At 64.5% G+C, this 17,112-nt stretch carries 15 protein-coding genes and 1 riboswitch; of the genes, 14 read left to right on the forward strand and 1 reads right to left on the reverse strand.

Translation table 11 applies throughout. The features are described from left to right. Window positions 1-5: 5 nt before the first annotated feature. Entirely contained in the window at window positions 6-2,111 is a 2,106-nt protein-coding gene (locus tag DDZ17_RS19350; RefSeq protein ID WP_116368631.1) for a TonB-dependent receptor, read from the reverse strand. Between the two features lie 91 nt (window positions 2,112-2,202). Then, a riboswitch (TPP riboswitch) is annotated at window positions 2,203-2,314 on the reverse strand. Between the two features lie 72 nt (window positions 2,315-2,386). Between DDZ17_RS19350 and DDZ17_RS19355 the strand changes: the two genes are divergently transcribed. The 14 genes from DDZ17_RS19355 (at window position 2,387) to gspG (ending at window position 17,110) form a co-directional block, all read left to right on the forward strand. After that, window positions 2,387-3,529 (forward strand): GGDEF domain-containing protein, encoded by a 1,143-nt coding sequence (locus tag DDZ17_RS19355; RefSeq protein ID WP_116368632.1) that lies wholly within the window; start codon window positions 2,387-2,389, stop codon window positions 3,527-3,529. A 34-nt stretch (window positions 3,530-3,563) separates the two neighbouring features. After that, window positions 3,564-4,193 carry a carbonate dehydratase gene (can, locus tag DDZ17_RS19360; RefSeq protein WP_116368633.1) on the forward strand — a complete coding sequence of 210 codons (630 nt, stop codon included), beginning with the start codon at window positions 3,564-3,566 and terminating at the stop codon, window positions 4,191-4,193. Between the two features lie 133 nt (window positions 4,194-4,326). Beyond that, window positions 4,327-5,253, forward strand: a complete 927-nt coding sequence (locus tag DDZ17_RS19365) for an NAD-dependent epimerase/dehydratase family protein (RefSeq protein ID WP_116368634.1) — start codon at window positions 4,327-4,329, stop codon at window positions 5,251-5,253. Next, entirely contained in the window at window positions 5,250-5,969 is a 720-nt protein-coding gene (trmH, locus tag DDZ17_RS19370) for a tRNA (guanosine(18)-2'-O)-methyltransferase TrmH (protein WP_116368635.1), read from the forward strand. Before DDZ17_RS19365 ends, trmH begins: the two co-directional genes overlap by 4 nt. Then, the gene (locus DDZ17_RS22520; RefSeq protein WP_157976738.1) at window positions 5,966-6,142 is read left to right on the forward strand and encodes a hypothetical protein; all 177 of its coding nucleotides are present in this window, start codon (window positions 5,966-5,968) and stop codon (window positions 6,140-6,142) included. The genes trmH and DDZ17_RS22520 overlap by 4 nt, the downstream gene beginning before the upstream one ends. Window positions 6,143-6,263: 121 nt before the next feature. Further along, window positions 6,264-7,376, forward strand: coding sequence for a DUF1214 domain-containing protein (locus DDZ17_RS19375; RefSeq protein WP_116368636.1), 1,113 nt, complete (start codon window positions 6,264-6,266; stop codon window positions 7,374-7,376). A gap of 47 nt (window positions 7,377-7,423) precedes the next feature. After that, entirely contained in the window at window positions 7,424-8,596 is a 1,173-nt protein-coding gene (locus tag DDZ17_RS19380; RefSeq protein WP_116368637.1) for a sulfotransferase family protein, read from the forward strand. Window positions 8,597-8,702: 106 nt separating this feature from the next. Continuing rightward, the gene (cysC, locus tag DDZ17_RS19385; RefSeq protein ID WP_116368638.1) at window positions 8,703-9,320 is read left to right on the forward strand and encodes an adenylyl-sulfate kinase; all 618 of its coding nucleotides are present in this window, start codon (window positions 8,703-8,705) and stop codon (window positions 9,318-9,320) included. Between the two features lie 27 nt (window positions 9,321-9,347). Further along, complete coding sequence (gene sat / locus DDZ17_RS19390; RefSeq protein WP_116368639.1) at window positions 9,348-10,529, forward strand: sulfate adenylyltransferase; 1,182 nt, start codon at window positions 9,348-9,350, stop codon at window positions 10,527-10,529. 332 nt (window positions 10,530-10,861) lie between these two features. Continuing rightward, window positions 10,862-11,785 carry a type II secretion system protein GspC gene (gene gspC / locus DDZ17_RS19395; RefSeq protein ID WP_241505966.1) on the forward strand — a complete coding sequence of 308 codons (924 nt, stop codon included), beginning with the start codon at window positions 10,862-10,864 and terminating at the stop codon, window positions 11,783-11,785. A gap of 34 nt (window positions 11,786-11,819) precedes the next feature. Further along, complete coding sequence (gene gspD, locus DDZ17_RS19400) at window positions 11,820-13,874, forward strand: type II secretion system secretin GspD (protein ID WP_116368640.1); 2,055 nt, start codon at window positions 11,820-11,822, stop codon at window positions 13,872-13,874. Continuing rightward, the gene (gene gspE / locus DDZ17_RS19405; protein ID WP_116368641.1) at window positions 13,875-15,434 is read left to right on the forward strand and encodes a type II secretion system ATPase GspE; all 1,560 of its coding nucleotides are present in this window, start codon (window positions 13,875-13,877) and stop codon (window positions 15,432-15,434) included. It abuts the gene before it with no gap. Between the two features lie 6 nt (window positions 15,435-15,440). After that, a complete protein-coding gene (gene gspF / locus DDZ17_RS19410; RefSeq protein WP_116368642.1) occupies window positions 15,441-16,661 on the forward strand; it encodes a type II secretion system inner membrane protein GspF in 1,221 nt (406 codons plus the stop codon). A gap of 2 nt (window positions 16,662-16,663) precedes the next feature. After that, on the forward strand, window positions 16,664-17,110 hold the full coding sequence (gene gspG, locus DDZ17_RS19415; protein ID WP_116368643.1) for a type II secretion system major pseudopilin GspG: 447 nt from the start codon (window positions 16,664-16,666) through the stop codon (window positions 17,108-17,110). The last annotated feature ends 2 nt before the right edge of the window (window positions 17,111-17,112 follow it).

Consider the following 17,112-nt stretch of genomic DNA (forward strand, 5'->3'; position numbering starts at 1 on the left):
CGCATTTAAAAGGTGTAGCGACCATAGACGCCAAAGGTACGCGGTTCGCCGTACTGCAGATAGGGCTCGGTGACGTAGGCTTTGCGCGGGTCATTGCCGAAGCTGCCGAAGCCGCGCACAAAGTAGTCTTCGTCGGTGAGGTTGCGCCCCCACAGGGCTACGCTCCAGTTGTCGGCACTATAGCCGATGCGCATGTGCAGCAGGTCAAAGGCCGGGGCCTTCAGGGTGTGGCGGTCAGAGAAGTAAAAGTCGTCCTTGCCTTCCAGGTCGAGCCGGGCGTAAAAGCCGCCACCGAAGGTGTAGCGGGCGCCGGTGGCGTACTGGTAGCCGGGCGCGTGGGCCTGGTCGCGGCCGGACAGGTCATCCCCGGCGGCGTTCACATAGTCCTTGAACTCGGTTTCCAGCAGGCCGACGTGGGCATAGACGGACAGCCGCTCGCTCACCACCCAGTCCGCCTCGGCCTCAAGGCCGTAGTTTTCGCCCTCGGCGGCGTTGCTGACGTGATCGAGGAAGGTGGTGCTGTTGTCGTCGCGCACGATCACCAGCGAGCCCTTCACCTGCTGGTCGATGCGGTCCATGTAGAAGGCGGCCACGCGCAGGCCCAGGCGGTTGTCCAGCAGGCGGCCCTTATAGCCTGCCTCGTAGTTCAGCAGCGATTCGTCATCGAAGGTCTGTACCCGTTCCAGCTGGCTGATAACCGCCGGGTCGTCGTAGGCGTTCATACTCGCCAGAATGCCGGCGTTGACTCCGTTGGCGCGATAGCCCCGGGACAGGCCCGCATACAGCATGTGCTCGTCACTGACCGTGTATTCCAGCGTCACGCGGCCACCCCAGAGGGTCTTGCCCGGGTCCGAGGCCACGTTGTTGCTGTCGCTGTAGTCGGTGTTGCGGCGCTCTACCCGGGCGCCGGTGATCAGGTTCAGGCGCTCGCTGAGTCGCGTATCCAGCTGGCCGAAGGCGGCGTAGGTGTCGGTGTCGTAGCGGCTGCTGAAGTCGCTGTCCAGGTAGGTGTAGCGGCGCAGCAGGTCTTCCCTGTCGCCCAGGTAGTAGAGCCCCGCCACCCAGTCACTGCGCCCGCCAAACAGACGTGACTGCTCGTTGGACAGCAGGCGCAGTTGGGCGCTGGTGCTGTCGCGGTCGCGCAGGTACTGGTCGTAGGACGAGTACTCCAGGTCGGGGGCAATACCGACGAAGCTCCAGTCCTCGTCGAAGGCGTATTCGGTGTCCGAGGTGGCCAGGCTCAGGCTGGCTTCCAGGTCGAAGGCGGCCAGGCTTTGCCGCCAGTCCAGCGCCAGCGCGGTGGATTCCTGGCGGTCGTGGCCGGGCTGGTCGGACAGGGTGTGCCGGGTGTTATCCAGCGAAAAGGCGTCAAAGCCGTTGTCGGCATCCACGTAGAAGGCGGTGATGTCCAGTGTGGCGGTGTCGCTGGCCAGCCAGCGCAGCTTGCCGCGCACGCTGGTCTCATTGCGGCCGTTGGTGTCGTCCCGGCCCAGGTAGTCGTTTTCGAAGTAGCCGTCGCTGCGATACTCCTGAATGGCAACGCGGTACAGCAGGCTGTCCTTGATCAGCGGGCCGGTGCCAACCATGCCGGTGCTCCAGGTGTCGTAGTTGCCCAGGGTGCCCTCCACCGACAGGGAGGGTTCATTTTCGGGGGCGGCGGTGCGCACGTTGATCAGGCCCGCCAGGGCGTTGGCCCCGTGCAGGGTACCCTGGGGGCCGCGCAGCACCTCCACCTGCTCCACGTCGAACAGGGTGCCAGCGGTGCCCAGGCCACTGAAGTCCACGCCGTCGATAATAAAGCCGATGGAGGGGTTCAGCGGCTCCTGGTACTGGCTGCGCTCGCCGATGCCGCGAATCTGGAAGAAGCGCGCGCGGGAGGTGCCGCCGGCAAAGTTGACGTTGGGTGCCAGGTTCAGCACGTCTTCCAGGTGCTGGGCGGCGCGCTGGCGGATGTCGTCCTGAGTAACCACGCTGGTGCTGTTGGGTTGCTGCAGCAGGTCCACCGGCCGGAACTCGGCGGTGACCAGAATTTCCTCCAGCTGCGCGGCCGCAAGGGGGGCGCTGCCGGCCAGGGCGATAAGGGCGGGAAGCAGTCGTTGGCGAAAGTGCATGTGTGGTTCTCCTCAATGACAACACAAAGAGAACCGGTAGGCCTAGCGGAACGGAAGGAGTGGTGCGGGCAGCCGGGGCTTGCGGTGTGCCGCGCATCCGAAGCACCTGTCCCTACGCCGGTTCTAACCGGATCAGGTTCAAAGGGTTTACCGTTGCCGGTATCTCAGGCCTGTCGCGGGAAAGGCCACCCCCAGGTTTGCAACGGCATTATAGGGCGCATACACTGGGCTGCCAATAACAAGAGCCGGGTCAGGCTCGTACATGGAATCGTTCAATGGCCGAGCTGCCTTTTGATGAACACCACCTCACGGAAGAAATAGAGGGTGCCCCACCCGCCGAGACCCCAGAGGCCATTCGCCAACGCAATCTCAGCGAAACGTTTTCACTGAATAGTTATCTCTATCGCCAGTCCCGGCAGATGGAGTACATGCTGCTGGGCGCCGCCGATCTGCAGTCGGTGCTGGAGGTGCTGCTGGTCAACCTGCCGCGGCACTTTGGCCTTAGTGCCGCGGAGCTGTGGCTGTACGACCCGGAGCAGGTGCTCGGCGGCCTGCTGGCGGACCCCCACCGCTACGGCGCCGCCCTGCAACTGCACCGCGATGTGTTCGCCATGCAGGAGCTTTACGAGCTGGAGCCTCGGGTAGAGCTGATTGATGCCGCCGATACGCGGATGTTCGAGGTGCTGAAGTGGAGCCACGGCATTGAGCAGGGCCTGCTGATTCCGCTGCAGGATGGCGGACGGGTGATCGGCAGCTTCCACTGCGGCATTGGCGAGCCGTCCTTCCTCGTCGGTAGCGCCGAGCTGACCCACATCGCCCACCTTGGCAGTATTATCTCCCTGTGCTTTCGCAACGCGGTGAGCCGCCAGCAGATCTCCCGCCTGACCATGATCGACCCGCTGACCCAGATCAGCAACCTGCGCGGCTTCGAGAAAGACATCGCGCGGGAGCTGTCCCGGGCGCGGCGGGCCAACCAGCCAGTGTCGGTGCTGATGGTGGACATCGACGGCTACAGCGACCTCTACCAGCACTATGGCGAGGTGACTGGCCAGTTCCTGGTGAAGAAGGTGTCCGAGCGGGTTTCCTCTGGCCTTCGCAACACCGACTACCTGGCGCGGCTGGACAGCGCCCAGCTGGCGGTGCTGGTGCCGGGCAGCGGCGAGGTGATGGCGGGGGATATCGCTGAGCGTATCCGCCGTGACATCGAGCACTTTGCGGTGGATGACGGCCACGGCGCCAGCCTGGAAGTGACAGTGAGCGTGGGCTATGCCTGCTGGGAGCCGCAGCGCTTTCCGGCCATTGATATGCGCCAGCTGGCGAGGCAGATCGAAAACACCGCCAACAAGGCCCTGGAGCAGGCCCGCCGGGAAGGGGGCAACCGCTGCCGGGTGAATCGCCTGACCACGCTGATGGTGTAAACTTCCCGGCACATTCGGCCGGGAGGATCACAGCGTGAAAGCCATCAAGCAGCTTTTTGACAACAACCGCAGCTGGGCGCAGAGCATCAAGACCAGCGACCCGGACTTCTTCGAAAAACTCGCCAACCAGCAAAGCCCCGAATACCTGTGGATCGGTTGCTCCGACAGCCGCGTTCCCGCCAACCAGATCATTGGCCTGTTGCCGGGCGAAGTGTTTGTGCACCGCAACGTGGCCAACATGGTGGTGCATACCGACTTCAACTGCCTGAGCGTGCTGCAGTACGCGGTGGATGTGCTGAAGGTGAAGTACGTGCTGGTGGTGGGCCACTATGGCTGCGGCGGGGTGCGGGCGGCTTTTGAGAACGGCGACAACGGTCTGATCGACAACTGGCTGCGCAACGTCAAGGACGTCCAGTTCCGCTACCAGTCTGAACTGGCGGCGCTTGACGACGACGACGCCCGGGTCGACCGCCTGTGCGAGCTCAATGTTGTCAGCCAGGTGGCCAACGTGTGCCATACCACCATCGTGCAGAACGCCTGGGCCCGGGGCCAGAAACTGTCGGTACACGGCTGGTGCTATAGCCTGCGCGACGGCCTGCTGCGCGACCTGGAATGTGCCGTTTTCGGGCCGGACCAGATTTCAGACGCCTATCGCATCGGCTGAGGGTCTGGCCCGTTTGGGTGATGGTGAGCGCCCGCGCAGTCGTTAAGCTGCCGAGGCCGCGGCGCGGACATTACTGGCCCGCCCCGGCCAACCACTGTCATAACCAACGACTGCGATAACAAGAGGAAGCACCATGCCCTTTGATCCTGTAGAGCTCGCCGGCAAGAAAATCCTGATTACCGGCGCCACCGGCCAGGTGGCGCAACCGGTGCTGGCCGCTTGGGCCGGCCAGGCCGACGTGTATGCCCTGGCCCGCTTTTCCAAAGAAGAAGACCGCGCGCAGGTGCAGGCCCTGGGCGCCACCTGCCTGGCGGCGGACCTCGCCGACGCCAAATCCCTGGCGGGCCTGCCGGATGACTTTGACTACGTGCTGAATTTTGCCGTGGTCAAAACCGACGATTTTGACTACGACCTGGCCGCCAACGGCGAGGGAGTGGGGCGGCTGATGCTGCACTGCCGGCGGGCCAAGGCCTTTTTGCACCTGTCGTCCACCGCGGTGTACGAGTACGCCGGTCATGAGCCCCGCGCCGAGAACGCGCCGCTGGGTGACAACCACCGGGTCATGTTTCCCACCTACAGCATCAGCAAGATCGCGGCGGAAACCGTGTGCCGCTTCGTCGCTCACCAGTACGGCATTCCCACCACCATCGCCCGCCTGAGCGTGCCCTATGGCGACAACGGCGGCTGGCCCTGGTACCACCTGATGATGATGGAGCAGGGTATTGCCATCGACGTACATCCGGACGCCCCCAATTATTACAACCTGCTGCACGTGGACGACTACCTGGACAAGCTGCCCCGCCTGCTGGCGGCGGCCACCCCGGAGGTGACCACGGTGAACTTCGGCGGCTCGCAGAAAACGAGCATTGAACAGTGGTGTGCCTACCTCACCGAACTCACCGGGCTGCAGCCGGTGTTCAAGGACAACCCCAAGGCCTTTGGCAGCCTGTGCATTGATACCGCGCGCATGCACGACCTGATTGGCCCCACCGGCGTTGACTGGCGCGATGGCGTGCGGCGCATGGTGCAGAACCTGTCGCCGCAACTGCTCAAGGGATGACCCCCGAGCGCAGTGCACGCTTGCGGGCGGTGCTGGCGCAACGCCAGCCCGACCTCACCCTGGTGACGGACTTTGTCAACAAGCAGCGCAACCTGTCCGCCATTGTGCGCAACTGCGACGCCGCCGGCATCATGCAGTTGCACGCGGTGCTGGGCGAGGAGGACTACCGCGCCTTTCGCGGCACGGCCATGGGCTCCCACCGCTGGGTACAGGTGCGCCGCCACGCCAGCGCCGAAGACGCCATCGGCGGCCTGCAGGCCGAGGGCTTCCAGGTACTGGCGGCCCACCTGGGGGAGGGCGCCCGGGACTATCGCGCGGTGGATTACTGCCGGCCCACCGCCATCCTGCTGGGAGCCGAACGGCGCGGCGTGAGCGTGGCCGCCCAGACCCGGGTTGATGGTTTTATCACCGTGCCCATGATGGGCATGGTGGAATCCTTCAACGTCTCGGTGGCCTCCGGCATCATCCTGGCCGAGGCCCAGCGCCAGCGCAGCGCGGCGGGGCTGTACGATCAGCGGCGCATCGACGACGCCACCTACCACCGCCTGCTGTTTGAGTGGGCCTATCCCGATCTGCGAGACTACTGCGAACAGCGCGGCCTGGCCTATCCGCCCATTGATGAGGCGGGCGAGCTGATCGAGCCGTCGCTCTGGTATGCCGCGGTGCGAGAGGGCACGGCGCCCCTGGCAAGCTTTGGTGTACAGGAGGTGCAATGAGCAATCTGTTGGTGATTCTGCTGCTGGTGTTTGCCGGCGTGGCCCTGATGGTGGTGCTGGGCGAGCGCTTTGCTGCCCCGGCCGACCCGGAGAAAATGGCGAAACTGCGGCGCTGGCTGATCCCCCTGGTGGGTTTGATGCTGGTGCTGTCGCTGGTGGATTACTACTTCTGAAGGGTGCGGCCCTGAGGGGCGTGGCTTTGAGGGGCGCTGCTGGCGATACCACCCGTTAGGGTGATGCTCTTTGCCTCGCCCTTTGCCAGACTTGTCCTCCCAGAATAACGAGGGCAGACCGATGGCCGAGCCAACCCCGGAAGCAAAACTCAACAGCGGTGAACTCTGGAACGAATTCTGTGACGCCCTGAAGGCCGCCGGCCAGCAGGTATTGGCCGAGGGCGTGCCCGGCGACGCCCTGACCCGGGCCGAGGGCTACCGCTACCTGACCCGGCTGCTGCGCCTGTCGCTGGAAAAGCAGATTGAATTCAGCGACGCCCAGCACCCCCAGTTTTACTCCCTGTCCCACGAAACCGCCAAAATCGGCAACGACAACCCCGACAACTTCTACCAGAACTGCGCGGTGGACGGCCGCTTCGATTACCGCATTCGCGGCAACCGGGGCAGCGTGGACTACCTCAGCATCGAGACCAAGGCCGGCTCCTTCGCCGGGCAGGGTGACATGGCCCCCACCGGGCATATCGAGCTGGAAGAGCTGGCGGTGGACGCCGATGGCAACTTCGAGCTTATCGTTTCCGCCCGGGAGCACAGCGGCAACTGGCTGCCGATGACCGAGGCCAGCGACAACCTGCTGGTGCGCCAGACCTTCAAGGACCGCGCCAGCGAGCGCCGGGCGCAGCTGTCTATCGAGTGCTTGAACCCGGCTCGGGACGCGGTGCTGCAGCCGGCCGAGTTTGCCCGACAGTTACAGGCCGTGGTGCCCTTCGTCTCCGGCACCGCCGGGCTGTTCCACCAGTGGATGCAGGTGTTCTCCGAACACATCAACCAGCTGCCGCCCAATGACCAGGGCATGTGCCTGCGCGCCGGCGGCGACCCGTCCATCTACTACCACAACAGCTATTGGCAACTGGCCCCGGACGAGGTGCTGGTGGTGGAATTCACCCCGCCCGCCCAGTGCCGCACCTGGAACCTGCAGCTGTCCAACTACTGGATGGAGTCGCTGGACTACCGCTACCACCGGGTGTGTGTGAATAAGCACAACGCGGTGGCCGAGGCCGATGGCAGCGTACGCATCGTGATTGCCGGGAACAACCCCGGCCAGCACTACCCCAACTGGCTCGACACTGCCGGCCACTGCACTGGCGCCATGCTGCTGCGCTATGTGGAGGCCGAGGACAAACCGCCCATCCACACCCGGGTTGTGAAGCTGAAAGAACTGGCCGGTGGCCTCTAGCGCCCTGGGCCGTAACGTTTGCATAACAACGAGGTAAACCCCGCCCCATGACAGATGCGATTGTATTCGACCCCGAACAGGCCATTGCCGATGCCAAGGCCATCGACGGTCTTGACGACTTTGGTGACAACCTGCACGAAGAGCCCCTGCGCCGCCTGTTCTGGTCGCTGGAGCACGAGGCCGACCTCAACGCCTTCGGCCGCGCCGCCATGTACCAGCGCGCGGTGGATATTCTCGCCACCCGGCTGCGGGTGCAGGCCTGGCTCAAGCGCTACCCGGAAATTCGCGATGAAGTGATCGAGGCGCCGCTGGTCATTGTCGGCCTGCCGCGCACCGGCACCACTATGCTGCACCGCACCATCGCCGCCGACCGGCGCATGTACGCGCCGCTGTGGTTTGAAACCCGCTTCCCCTGCCCGGACCTGGACTGGGACTTTACCGCCGAAGGGGACCGGCGCATCACCGACGCCAAGGCCGAGATCAAGGCCATGGTGGACGCCAACCCGGAGCTGATGTCCATTCACCCCATGGATGCCATGGGGCCGGACGAGGACATCATGCTGCTGGAGCAGTCCTTCTACAGTTTTAACATCCAGTCCTTTGCCTACCTGCCCAGCTACGACGAGTGGATAGAGGCACAGGACCATACCCCCGGCTACGAATACCTGAAGCTGCTGCTGCAGTTCCTGCAGTGGCAGAAAAAGCGCAGCGGCCAGCAGGGCCAGCGCTGGGCCCTGAAGGCGCCCCACCATTTGCATTACATGGACCTGGTATTCAAGGTATTTCCCGACGCAAAGGTAGTACAATCCCACCGCGACCCGGTGGACACGGTGCCGTCGCTGGCCAGCCTGATCTACGGCGTGTGGGTGATCTACTCCGACAGCGCCGACCCGACCAAAGTGGGCGAGCAGTGGGCGCGCAAGTTCGCCAACGGCATGCGCCACACCATGGCGGTGCGCGAAACCCTGCCGCAAGAGGCCTTCCTGGACCTGTGGTTCAAGGACACCGTCAGCCAGCCGCTGGTGGAGATCGAGAAGGTCTATGCCTTCCTCGGCATGGACCTCACCCCGGAGGCGCGGGAGGAAATGGCCAAATGGCAGGACTTCAACCGCCGCGAGCTGCGCCCGCCCCACGAGTACACACTGGATCAGTTTGGTCTCAGCGAGGATGGGCTGAAGGCCCAGTACGCGGCCTACCGGGCGGCCTTTATCGACAGCTGAACAACCCCGTCAGGGCCCGGCAGAGGCCCAGCCGGCGTGTGCCTGGGCCCGCGCCGGCGCCAATAACACGAACCCGACTTGTAAAACACGACAGAGAACTGGAGCTATGGCAGAACAGAAAGCAACCAACGTGCACTGGCACGAAGGCGACATCACCCGCGAACACCGCGCCAAACTGCTGGGCCACAAGGGCGCAACCCTGTGGTTCACCGGGCTGTCCGGCAGCGGCAAATCCACCGTGGCGGTGGAGCTGGAAGGCCGCCTGAGCGAGATGGGCATCCTGGCTTACCGCCTGGACGGCGACAATGTGCGCATGGGCATCAACAAGAACCTGGGCTTTACCGCCGAGGATCGCACCGAGAACATTCGCCGCATTGGCGAGGTGGCCAAGCTGTTTGTGGATGCCGGCGTGATCGCCCTGTCCAGCTTCATCAGCCCCTACGCCGCCGACCGCGACCAGGTGCGCGAACTGCACGAGGCCGCCGGCATGGACTTTATCGAAGTGTTTGTCGACTGCTCGCTGGAGGCCGCCGAGGCCCGCGACCCCAAGGGCCTGTACAAAAAGGCCCGCGCCGGCGAAATCAAGAACTTCACCGGTATCGATGACCCCTACGAGGCACCGGCCAAGCCCGAACTGCACCTGCACTCCGACCAGCAGAGCCTGGACGAAGAAGTGGACGCCATTCTGGCCCTGCTGCGCGAGCGCGGCATCATCGCCGCCTGAGACTGACCTGATTTTGTGGAGACCATCATGATCAAACCCCACGGTTCCGAACAACTGAACCCGCTCTATGTGCAGGACGCCGCCGCGCGCGAGGCGCTGGCGAAAGAGGCCGAGGGCCTGCCGTCACTGCTGCTGAATTCTGCCGCCGCCGCCAACGCGGTGATGCTGGGCGCTGGTTACTTCAACCCGCTGGCCGGCTACATGAACCTGGCCGATGCCCTCAGCGTGGCGGAAAAACTGCACACCGTCGACGGCCTGTTCTGGCCGGTGCCCATCGTTAACCTTACCAGTGAGTCCGGTATCGAAGCGGGCAGCCGCATCGCCCTGCGCGACCCCAACGTCGAGGGCAACCCGGTGCTGGCGGTGATGGATGTGGAGGCCGTTGAAGTGGTATCCGACGAGCAGATCGACTTCATGGCGGAAAAAGTCTTCCGCACCCTGGACCCGGAGCACCCCGGCGTGGCCACCTTCAAGGGCCTGGGGCGCACCCTGCTGTCTGGCCCCATCCAGGTGCTAGGCTTTTCGTACTTCGAGAGCGAATTCCCCGAAACCTTCCGCACCGCCTACCAGATTCGCGCGGAAATCGCCGAGCGCGGCTGGAACAAAGTGGTGGCCTTCCAGACCCGCAACCCCATGCACCGGGCCCACGAAGAACTGTGCCGCATGGCCATGGACGACCTGGGCGCCGACGGCATCCTGATCCACATGCTGCTGGGCAAACTGAAGCCGGGCGACATTCCCGCCGAAGTGCGCGACGCCGCCATCCGCAAGATGGTTGAGGTGTACTTCCCCGAGAATACGGTGATGATCACCGGCTACGGCTTCGACATGCTCTACGCCGGCCCCCGCGAGGCCGTTCTGCACGCCGTGTTCCGCCAGAACACCGGCTGTACCCACCTGATTGTTGGCCGCGACCACGCCGGCGTGGGCGACTACTACGGTGGCTTCGACGCCCAGACCATCTTCGACGAAGAAGTGCCCGCGGGCGCCCTGGAACTGGAAATCTACCGCGCCGACCACACCGCCTACAGCAAAAAACTGGACAAGGTGGTGATGATGCGCGACGCCCCGGACCACAGCAAAGACGATTTTGTACTGCTGTCCGGCACCAAAGTGCGCGAAATGCTCGGCAACGGCATTGCGCCGCCGCCTGAGTTCTCCCGCCCCGAGGTGGCCAAGATCCTCATGGATTACTACCAGAACCTCTGAGCGTCATCGCTGCCGGCCCCGCTGCGGCGGGGCCGGTAAGCGTGTTAGCCAACAGTGGGCAAGCCCCTGCGCGGCTGCGCTTTGTGGGCAGAATGCCCGCTGTTACCCCGCCAATTCCCTGCGTTTTCTTTGCATTTCATAAAACTGTCACAGTTTTATCTTTTAATCCGGCACCCTATAATCGACGGCATCATCGCCCGGCCAAACCATTGCCGGGCACCTGATGGGAGTGCGCTTTGCCAGCTCAATGGCTCGACAATAAAAGTGATGTAGCTGAGCGCGCCGCCGCGAATTTACAGCAGTTAGCACAGACCCTGGCCCGGCCGCAGCACGTGAAACGCCTGCGCCGGCTTCTGTTGCTCATTCTGCTGGTGTGGGCGGCCGCCGCGCTGGCCCAGTTGATCTGGGCCCTGTGGCCGTCGGCGCCCGCCGGCGCATTGCCGGAGCGGGTCATCAACCCGGTCAGCGCCGCGCCCTCGGCGGCGGTGTCGGTGAGCGTCAACCGCGAGGCCCTGGTGGCGCGGCAGCTGTTTGGCTCGCCCGATGCCAGTGTGCCGGTGCTGGCCGAAGCGCAGGCCGCCAACGCGGCGGCCAGTGAGCGGGAGGGCATCGAGAAGGGCGCCCGCGAAACCCGCCTGGAACTGACCCTGCGCGGCGCCGTGGCCTCCACCGACGACGGCCTGGGCCACGCCATCATCGAATACCGCAACCAGCAGGCGGTGTACGCCGTGGACGACGAGCTGCCAGTGGCCGGCAATGTGAAGCTGGCCAAGGTCATGCCCTCCCAGGTGGTGCTGGACAACAACGGCACCTACGAGCTGCTGACCCTGTTCGAGGAAAGTGAATTCGATCGCCAGCTGGCGGACCTGCCGGCGGCGCAGCCCGTGGCCGCCGAGCCGCGGCGGGTGGAGGCCGGCGCCGAGGCCGGTGAGCTGGCCACCGGCTATCGCGCCCAGCTCTACCAGAACCCCGAATCCCTCGCCAGCCTGGTGCGCATCAGCGCCGTGCGCGAGGGCGGGCAACTGCAGGGTTATCGCATCATGCCCGGCCAGGATGCGGCCCAGTTTTCCCAGCTCGGCTTTCGGCCGGGCGACCTGGTGACAGCGGTTAACGGCATTGCGCTGGATAACCCCGCCAACACCATGCAGCTCTACCAGGCCATGCGCACCGCCCAGGAGGCGGTATTCGAGTTACAGCGCGACGGCCAGGCCCTGACCGTCTCGGTGGCGCTGGGTGCCGCTGGGGGGGAACAGTGATAGAGTCAGCCACACTTTAACGAGGATGTAGGTCTTGCTACAGCGATTGCTAAAGCCCCTGGGCGCCGCCCTGTTGATCTTCCTGGCGGGGCTGGCGGTACAACCCGCCGCCGCCCAGGAGTTCACGGTCAACCTGAAAGAGACCGATATCCAGGAACTGATCAAGTTCGTGGCGGAGGCCACCGGCACCACCATCGTGGTGGACCCCTCGGTGAAGGGCAAGGTGAAGGTGGTATCGGCCAAGCCGGTGACCCGGGACGAGCTCTACGACCTGTTCCTCTCCATCCTCGAGGTTCACGGCTACACTGCGGTGCGCTCCGGCGGCGTGGTGCGCGTTATCCAGAGCAAGGATGCTCGCTCGGCGCCGGTCAGCGTGCGCGATATCAAGGCCGGGCAGGGCAACGACGAATACGTGACCCAGGTGATGAAGCTGGAGAACATCTCCGCCGCCAAACTGATCCCGGTGCTGCGCCCGCTGGTGCCCCAACAGGCCCACATGGCGGCCTACGCCCCCAGCAACGCCATTATCATTTCCGATATTGCCTCCAACATCGACCGCATCAGCGACATCATCAAGCGCATGGACCGCTCCGCCGTGCAGGAGACCGACCTGATCAAGCTGAAATACGCGGTGGCCGAAGACGTGGTGCGAATGCTCAATCAGCTCAACGAATCGGAAGCCCAGCAGGGCGGCGGCGAGACTGAGGTGCTGCTGGTGGCGGACAAGCGCACCAACAGCGTCCTCATCAGCGCCGACGAGCTGGAGCGGGCGCGTATCCGCAAGCTGATCACCCACCTGGACACGCCCCTGGAGCAGAGCGGCAACGTGAAGGTGGTGTACCTGGAATACGCCAAGGCCGACGAGATTGCCGAAGTGCTGACCCGGGTGATGCAGAACATCACCCAGCTCGACCCGGACGACAAGCAGCCCCGCCGCAGCAGCGGCAACACCTCCACCATCGAGGCGGACGTGGGCACCAACTCCCTCATCATCACCGCCGACGCCGACGAGATGGCCGCCATCGAATCGGTGATTCACCGCCTTGATATCCGCCGCGCCCAGGTGCTGGTGGAGGCAATCATTGTGGAGATGAGCCTGGATGACAGCCAGGAGCTTGGCCTGCAGTGGCTGTTTGCCAACGACAGCGGCATGTTTGGCAGCAATGTGGATGCCGGAGATGCTCGCGCCCGGCGCATTGCCGCGGCGGTGCTGCCCGACGGCTCCGGCGACGACGATGATTCCGGCACCGACGGCACCACCACCGGCGACTTCAACGTGGGCGCTCTCGCCGGCGCACTGGCGCAGTCGCCGGGCCTGTCACTGGGCTGGGGCACGGTGGGTGAGGACCTGTCGATGACGGTGATCCTCAACGCGCTGAGCGCCAAGGACAACGCCAACATCCTGTCCACACCGAGTCTGCTGACGCTGGATAACCAGGAGGCCTTTATCACCGTAGGCCAGAATGTGCCCTTTGTCACCGGCAACTACACCAACACCGGCTCGGGCGATGGCGTGTCCAACCCCTTCCAGACCATCGAGCGCGAGAATGTCGGCATTACCCTGACCGTGACGCCGCATATCAATGAGGGGGATTCGGTGGTGCTGGACATCGCCCAGGAAGTGTCCAGCCTGACCGGCGCCAGTTCAGTGGTCAATGCCACCGACATCATCACCAACGAGCGCAAGCTGCAGACCAAGGTGCTGGCGGCCGACGGCAACATCGTGGTGCTTGGGGGGCTGATCAAGGACGATGTTCAGGATGGCTCCCAGAAGGTGCCGCTGCTGGGAGATATCCCGCTGCTGGGGCGCCTGTTCCGCAATGATTCCGAGCGGGTTGTAAAAACCAATCTGCTGATTTTCATTCGCCCTACCATCATTCGCGACGACAAGGCGCTGGCGGGGGCGACTGCGGAGAAATACCGTTACATCCGCGCCCAGCAGGCCCTGCGCCGCGAACGCGGCATGCTCTATCTTGATGATGAGAGCATTCCGGTGCTCCCCGAATGGGAAGAGCAAATCAAACAGCTCGAGCAGATCCGCGACGAGCAACAGCAAGCCCCGGCCGCCAGCGGGAGCGAGGGCAACTAGATGGCCGCCGAAGGCCTGAGCCAGGTGCCACTGCCCGCCGACAGCGCGGCGGTGGATACCGCGCTGGAGGATGCCCCGCCGCCGGAAACGCCCGCCGGCAAGGGCCTGCCCTTTGGCTTTGCCAAAGGCCACGGCGTGCTGCTGGACCGGGAAGAAACCCCGCCGGTGCTCTACTGCCAGGGCGAGCCGCCGCTGCAGGTGCTGGTGGAGTTGCGCCGCTTTCTTGGCGAGGCCTATCGTCTGCAGGCGGTCAGCGAGGCGGAATTCCAGCGCCGCCTGACCCTGGCCTACCAGCGCGGCAACAACGAGGCGGTGCAAATGGCGGAGGACCTTTCCGCCGATGTGGATTTATCCCGCCTGGCTGACGAAATCCCCGAGGCCGGGGACTTGATGGACGCCGAGGACGATGCGCCCATCATTCGCCTGATCAACGCCATTCTGTCGCAGGCGGTGCGCGAGCAGGCCTCGGATATTCACATCGAAACCTTTGAAGATCGCCTCAGCGTGCGCTATCGCATCGACGGGGTGCTGGCAGAGGTATTGTCGCCCAAGCGCATGCTGGCGCCCCTGCTGGTGTCGCGCCTGAAGGTGATGGCGCGGCTGGACATTGCCGAAAAGCGCGTGCCCCAGGACGGGCGTATCTCGGTGCGCATTGCCGGGCATGCGGTGGACATCCGCATGTCCACCATCCCGTCGGCCCACGGCGAGCGGGTGGTGCTGCGCCTGCTGGACAAGCAGGCCGGGCAGCTGCAGCTGGAGCAGCTGAACATGAACGCCCAGGTGTTCGACGCCTACCAGCGCGCCCTGCACAGCCCCCACGGCATCATCCTGGTGACCGGGCCCACCGGCTCGGGTAAAACCACCACGCTGTACGCCGGGCTGTCCCACATCAACCAGAGTTCGCGCAACATCCTCACCATTGAGGACCCCATCGAATACATGCTGCCGGGCATTGGCCAGACCCAGGTCAACGCCAAGGTGGACATGACCTTTGCCCGCGGGCTGCGCGCCATCCTGCGCCAGGACCCGGACGTGGTGATGGTGGGGGAAATCCGCGATCTGGAAACCGCCGAAATTGCGGTGCAGGCCTCCCTCACCGGCCACCTGGTGCTGTCCACCCTGCACACCAACACTGCCATCGGCGCTGTCACCCGCCTGCAGGACATGGGCATCGAGCCGTTTCTGCTGTCTTCGAGCCTGATTGGCGTGATGGCCCAGCGCCTGGTGCGCCTGCTCTGCCCGGACTGCAAAGTGCCCCACGACGCCCTGGATTCCGAAAAAGACATGCTGGGCCTGCACCCCGGTGAAGACCTGCAGCTGTTCCAGGCCAAGGGCTGCGAACGCTGTAATTACAGTGGTTATCGCGGCCGGACCGGGATTTACGAACTGATCGAGGTGGACGACACCCTGCGCAGCATGATCCACGAAGGCGTGGGCGAACAGGCCATGCTGGCCGAGGCGCGCAAGCACTACCCGGGCATCCAGCAGGATGGCCGGCGCCGCATCCTGTCCGGTGAAACCAGCCTGGAGGAAGTGCTGCGGGTTACCGCGGTTACCTGATATCCCATGACGGCTTACCGCTACAAGGCGCTGAACCCCGGCGGCAAGCTGGTGAAGGGGGTGGTGGAGGGCGACTCCGAGCGCCAGGTGCGCAGCCAGCTGCGCGGCCAGAAGCTGCGCCCGGTGGAAGTGGCGGTGGCCAACCGCCAGGCCGCCAACGCGCCCAGGTTTCGCTTCAACCTGTTCCAGCCGCGCATCAGCGCCTCTGAACTGGCGCTGCTGACCCGCCAGCTGGCCACCCTGGTGCAATCCAACCTGCCGCTGGACGAATGCCTGCAGGCCGCCGCCGAGCAGAGCCGCAAGGCCCGCACCAAAGCGCTGCTGCTGCAGGTGCGCTCGCGGGTGGCGGAGGGTCACACCCTGGCCTATGCCATGGGCGAGTTTCCGGCGGTGTTCAACGACATGTACCGGGCCATGGTCAACGCCGGCGAGCACGCCGGCTACCTGGGGCCGGTGCTGGAGCAGCTGGCCGATTACAACGAACAGCGCCAGTACACCGCCCAGAAGCTGAAAATGGCGATGATCTATCCCTTTATCCTGATCGGGGTGGCGGTCGCCGTGGTGGTGGCGCTGATGGTGTTTGTGGTGCCGGAGCTGGTGGGCATCTTCGCCCACTCCAAGCGCGAGCTACCGCTGCTCACCCGTATGCTTATCGCCACCTCGGACTTTTTCCGCGACTACGCGCTCTACCTGTTGCTGGGCCTGGTGGCGCTGGTGATCGGCCTGCGGCGCCTGCTGCGCGACCCCGCCCGGCGCAAGCGCTGGCATCGGTTGCAGTTGCGCATTCCGGGTATTTCGCGGCTGGTGATTGCCATGGACACCGCCCGTTTCGCCTCCACCCTGAGCATTCTCATGGCCAGCGGCGTGCCCCTGCTGGATTCGCTGCGCATTGCCGGGCAGGTGTTGACCAACCTGGTACTGCGCGAAGACAGCGCGGTGGTGGCGGAGCGGGTGCAGGAGGGCTCCAGCCTCAATCGCGCTCTGCGCGAGAACGGCCGCTTTCCGCCGATGATGGTGCACATGGTGGCCTCTGGCGAAACCAGTGGCGAGCTGGAAACCATGCTGGAGCGCTCGGCCACCAACCAGGAGCGGGAGCTGGAAATGACCCTGGGCACCATGATGAGCCTGCTGGAACCCCTGCTGGTGGTGTTTATGGGGGTGATGGTGCTGACCATCGTCCTTGCCATCCTGCTGCCAATTTTTGATCTGAATACAATGGTGAGATAGCTATGAACAAGCTCAATCGTGCCCGCCGCGCCGGCGGCTTCTCCCTGGTGGAGATTCTGGTGGTGCTGGTCATCATGGGCCTGCTGATCAGCGTGGTGGCCCCCACCGTGCTCAACCGCGCCGACGAGGCGCGGGTGCAGAAAGTCTACGCCGACTTCAAGGCCATCGAGACCGCCCTGAAAATCTACCGGCTGGACAACTACGTTTACCCCACCACCGAGCAGGGCCTGGCGGCGCTGGTCAAGCCCAGCACCCTGTCGCCGGAACCGCGCAATTTCAAAGAGGGCGGTTACCTGGCTGAAGTGCCCCAGGACCCCTGGGGTCGACCCTACCTGTACCTGAGCCCCGGCGAGAATGGCGAGGTGGACCTCTACACCCTGGGCGCCGACGGCCTGTCGGGCGGCGAGGGCCAGAACGCAGACTTCGGCAACTGGAAGGAAGAGGAATAAGG

It is taken from the genome of Parahaliea mediterranea, assembly GCF_003402235.1.
GTDB lineage: Bacteria > Pseudomonadota > Gammaproteobacteria > Pseudomonadales > Halieaceae > Parahaliea > Parahaliea mediterranea.

Coding starts and splice junctions, on each gene's coding strand:
- DDZ17_RS19350 (WP_116368631.1), bottom strand. CDS start 2,111: ATGCACTTTCGCCAACGACTGCTTCCCGCCCTTATCGCCCTGGCCGGC.
- DDZ17_RS19355 (WP_116368632.1), top strand. CDS start 2,387: ATGGCCGAGCTGCCTTTTGATGAACACCACCTCACGGAAGAAATAGAG.
- DDZ17_RS19365 (WP_116368634.1), top strand. CDS start 4,327: ATGCCCTTTGATCCTGTAGAGCTCGCCGGCAAGAAAATCCTGATTACC.
- trmH (WP_116368635.1), top strand. CDS start 5,250: ATGACCCCCGAGCGCAGTGCACGCTTGCGGGCGGTGCTGGCGCAACGC.
- DDZ17_RS22520 (WP_157976738.1), top strand. CDS start 5,966: ATGAGCAATCTGTTGGTGATTCTGCTGCTGGTGTTTGCCGGCGTGGCC.
- DDZ17_RS19375 (WP_116368636.1), top strand. CDS start 6,264: ATGGCCGAGCCAACCCCGGAAGCAAAACTCAACAGCGGTGAACTCTGG.
- DDZ17_RS19380 (WP_116368637.1), top strand. CDS start 7,424: ATGACAGATGCGATTGTATTCGACCCCGAACAGGCCATTGCCGATGCC.
- cysC (WP_116368638.1), top strand. CDS start 8,703: ATGGCAGAACAGAAAGCAACCAACGTGCACTGGCACGAAGGCGACATC.
- sat (WP_116368639.1), top strand. CDS start 9,348: ATGATCAAACCCCACGGTTCCGAACAACTGAACCCGCTCTATGTGCAG.
- gspE (WP_116368641.1), top strand. CDS start 13,875: ATGGCCGCCGAAGGCCTGAGCCAGGTGCCACTGCCCGCCGACAGCGCG.
- gspF (WP_116368642.1), top strand. CDS start 15,441: ATGACGGCTTACCGCTACAAGGCGCTGAACCCCGGCGGCAAGCTGGTG.
- gspG (WP_116368643.1), top strand. CDS start 16,664: ATGAACAAGCTCAATCGTGCCCGCCGCGCCGGCGGCTTCTCCCTGGTG.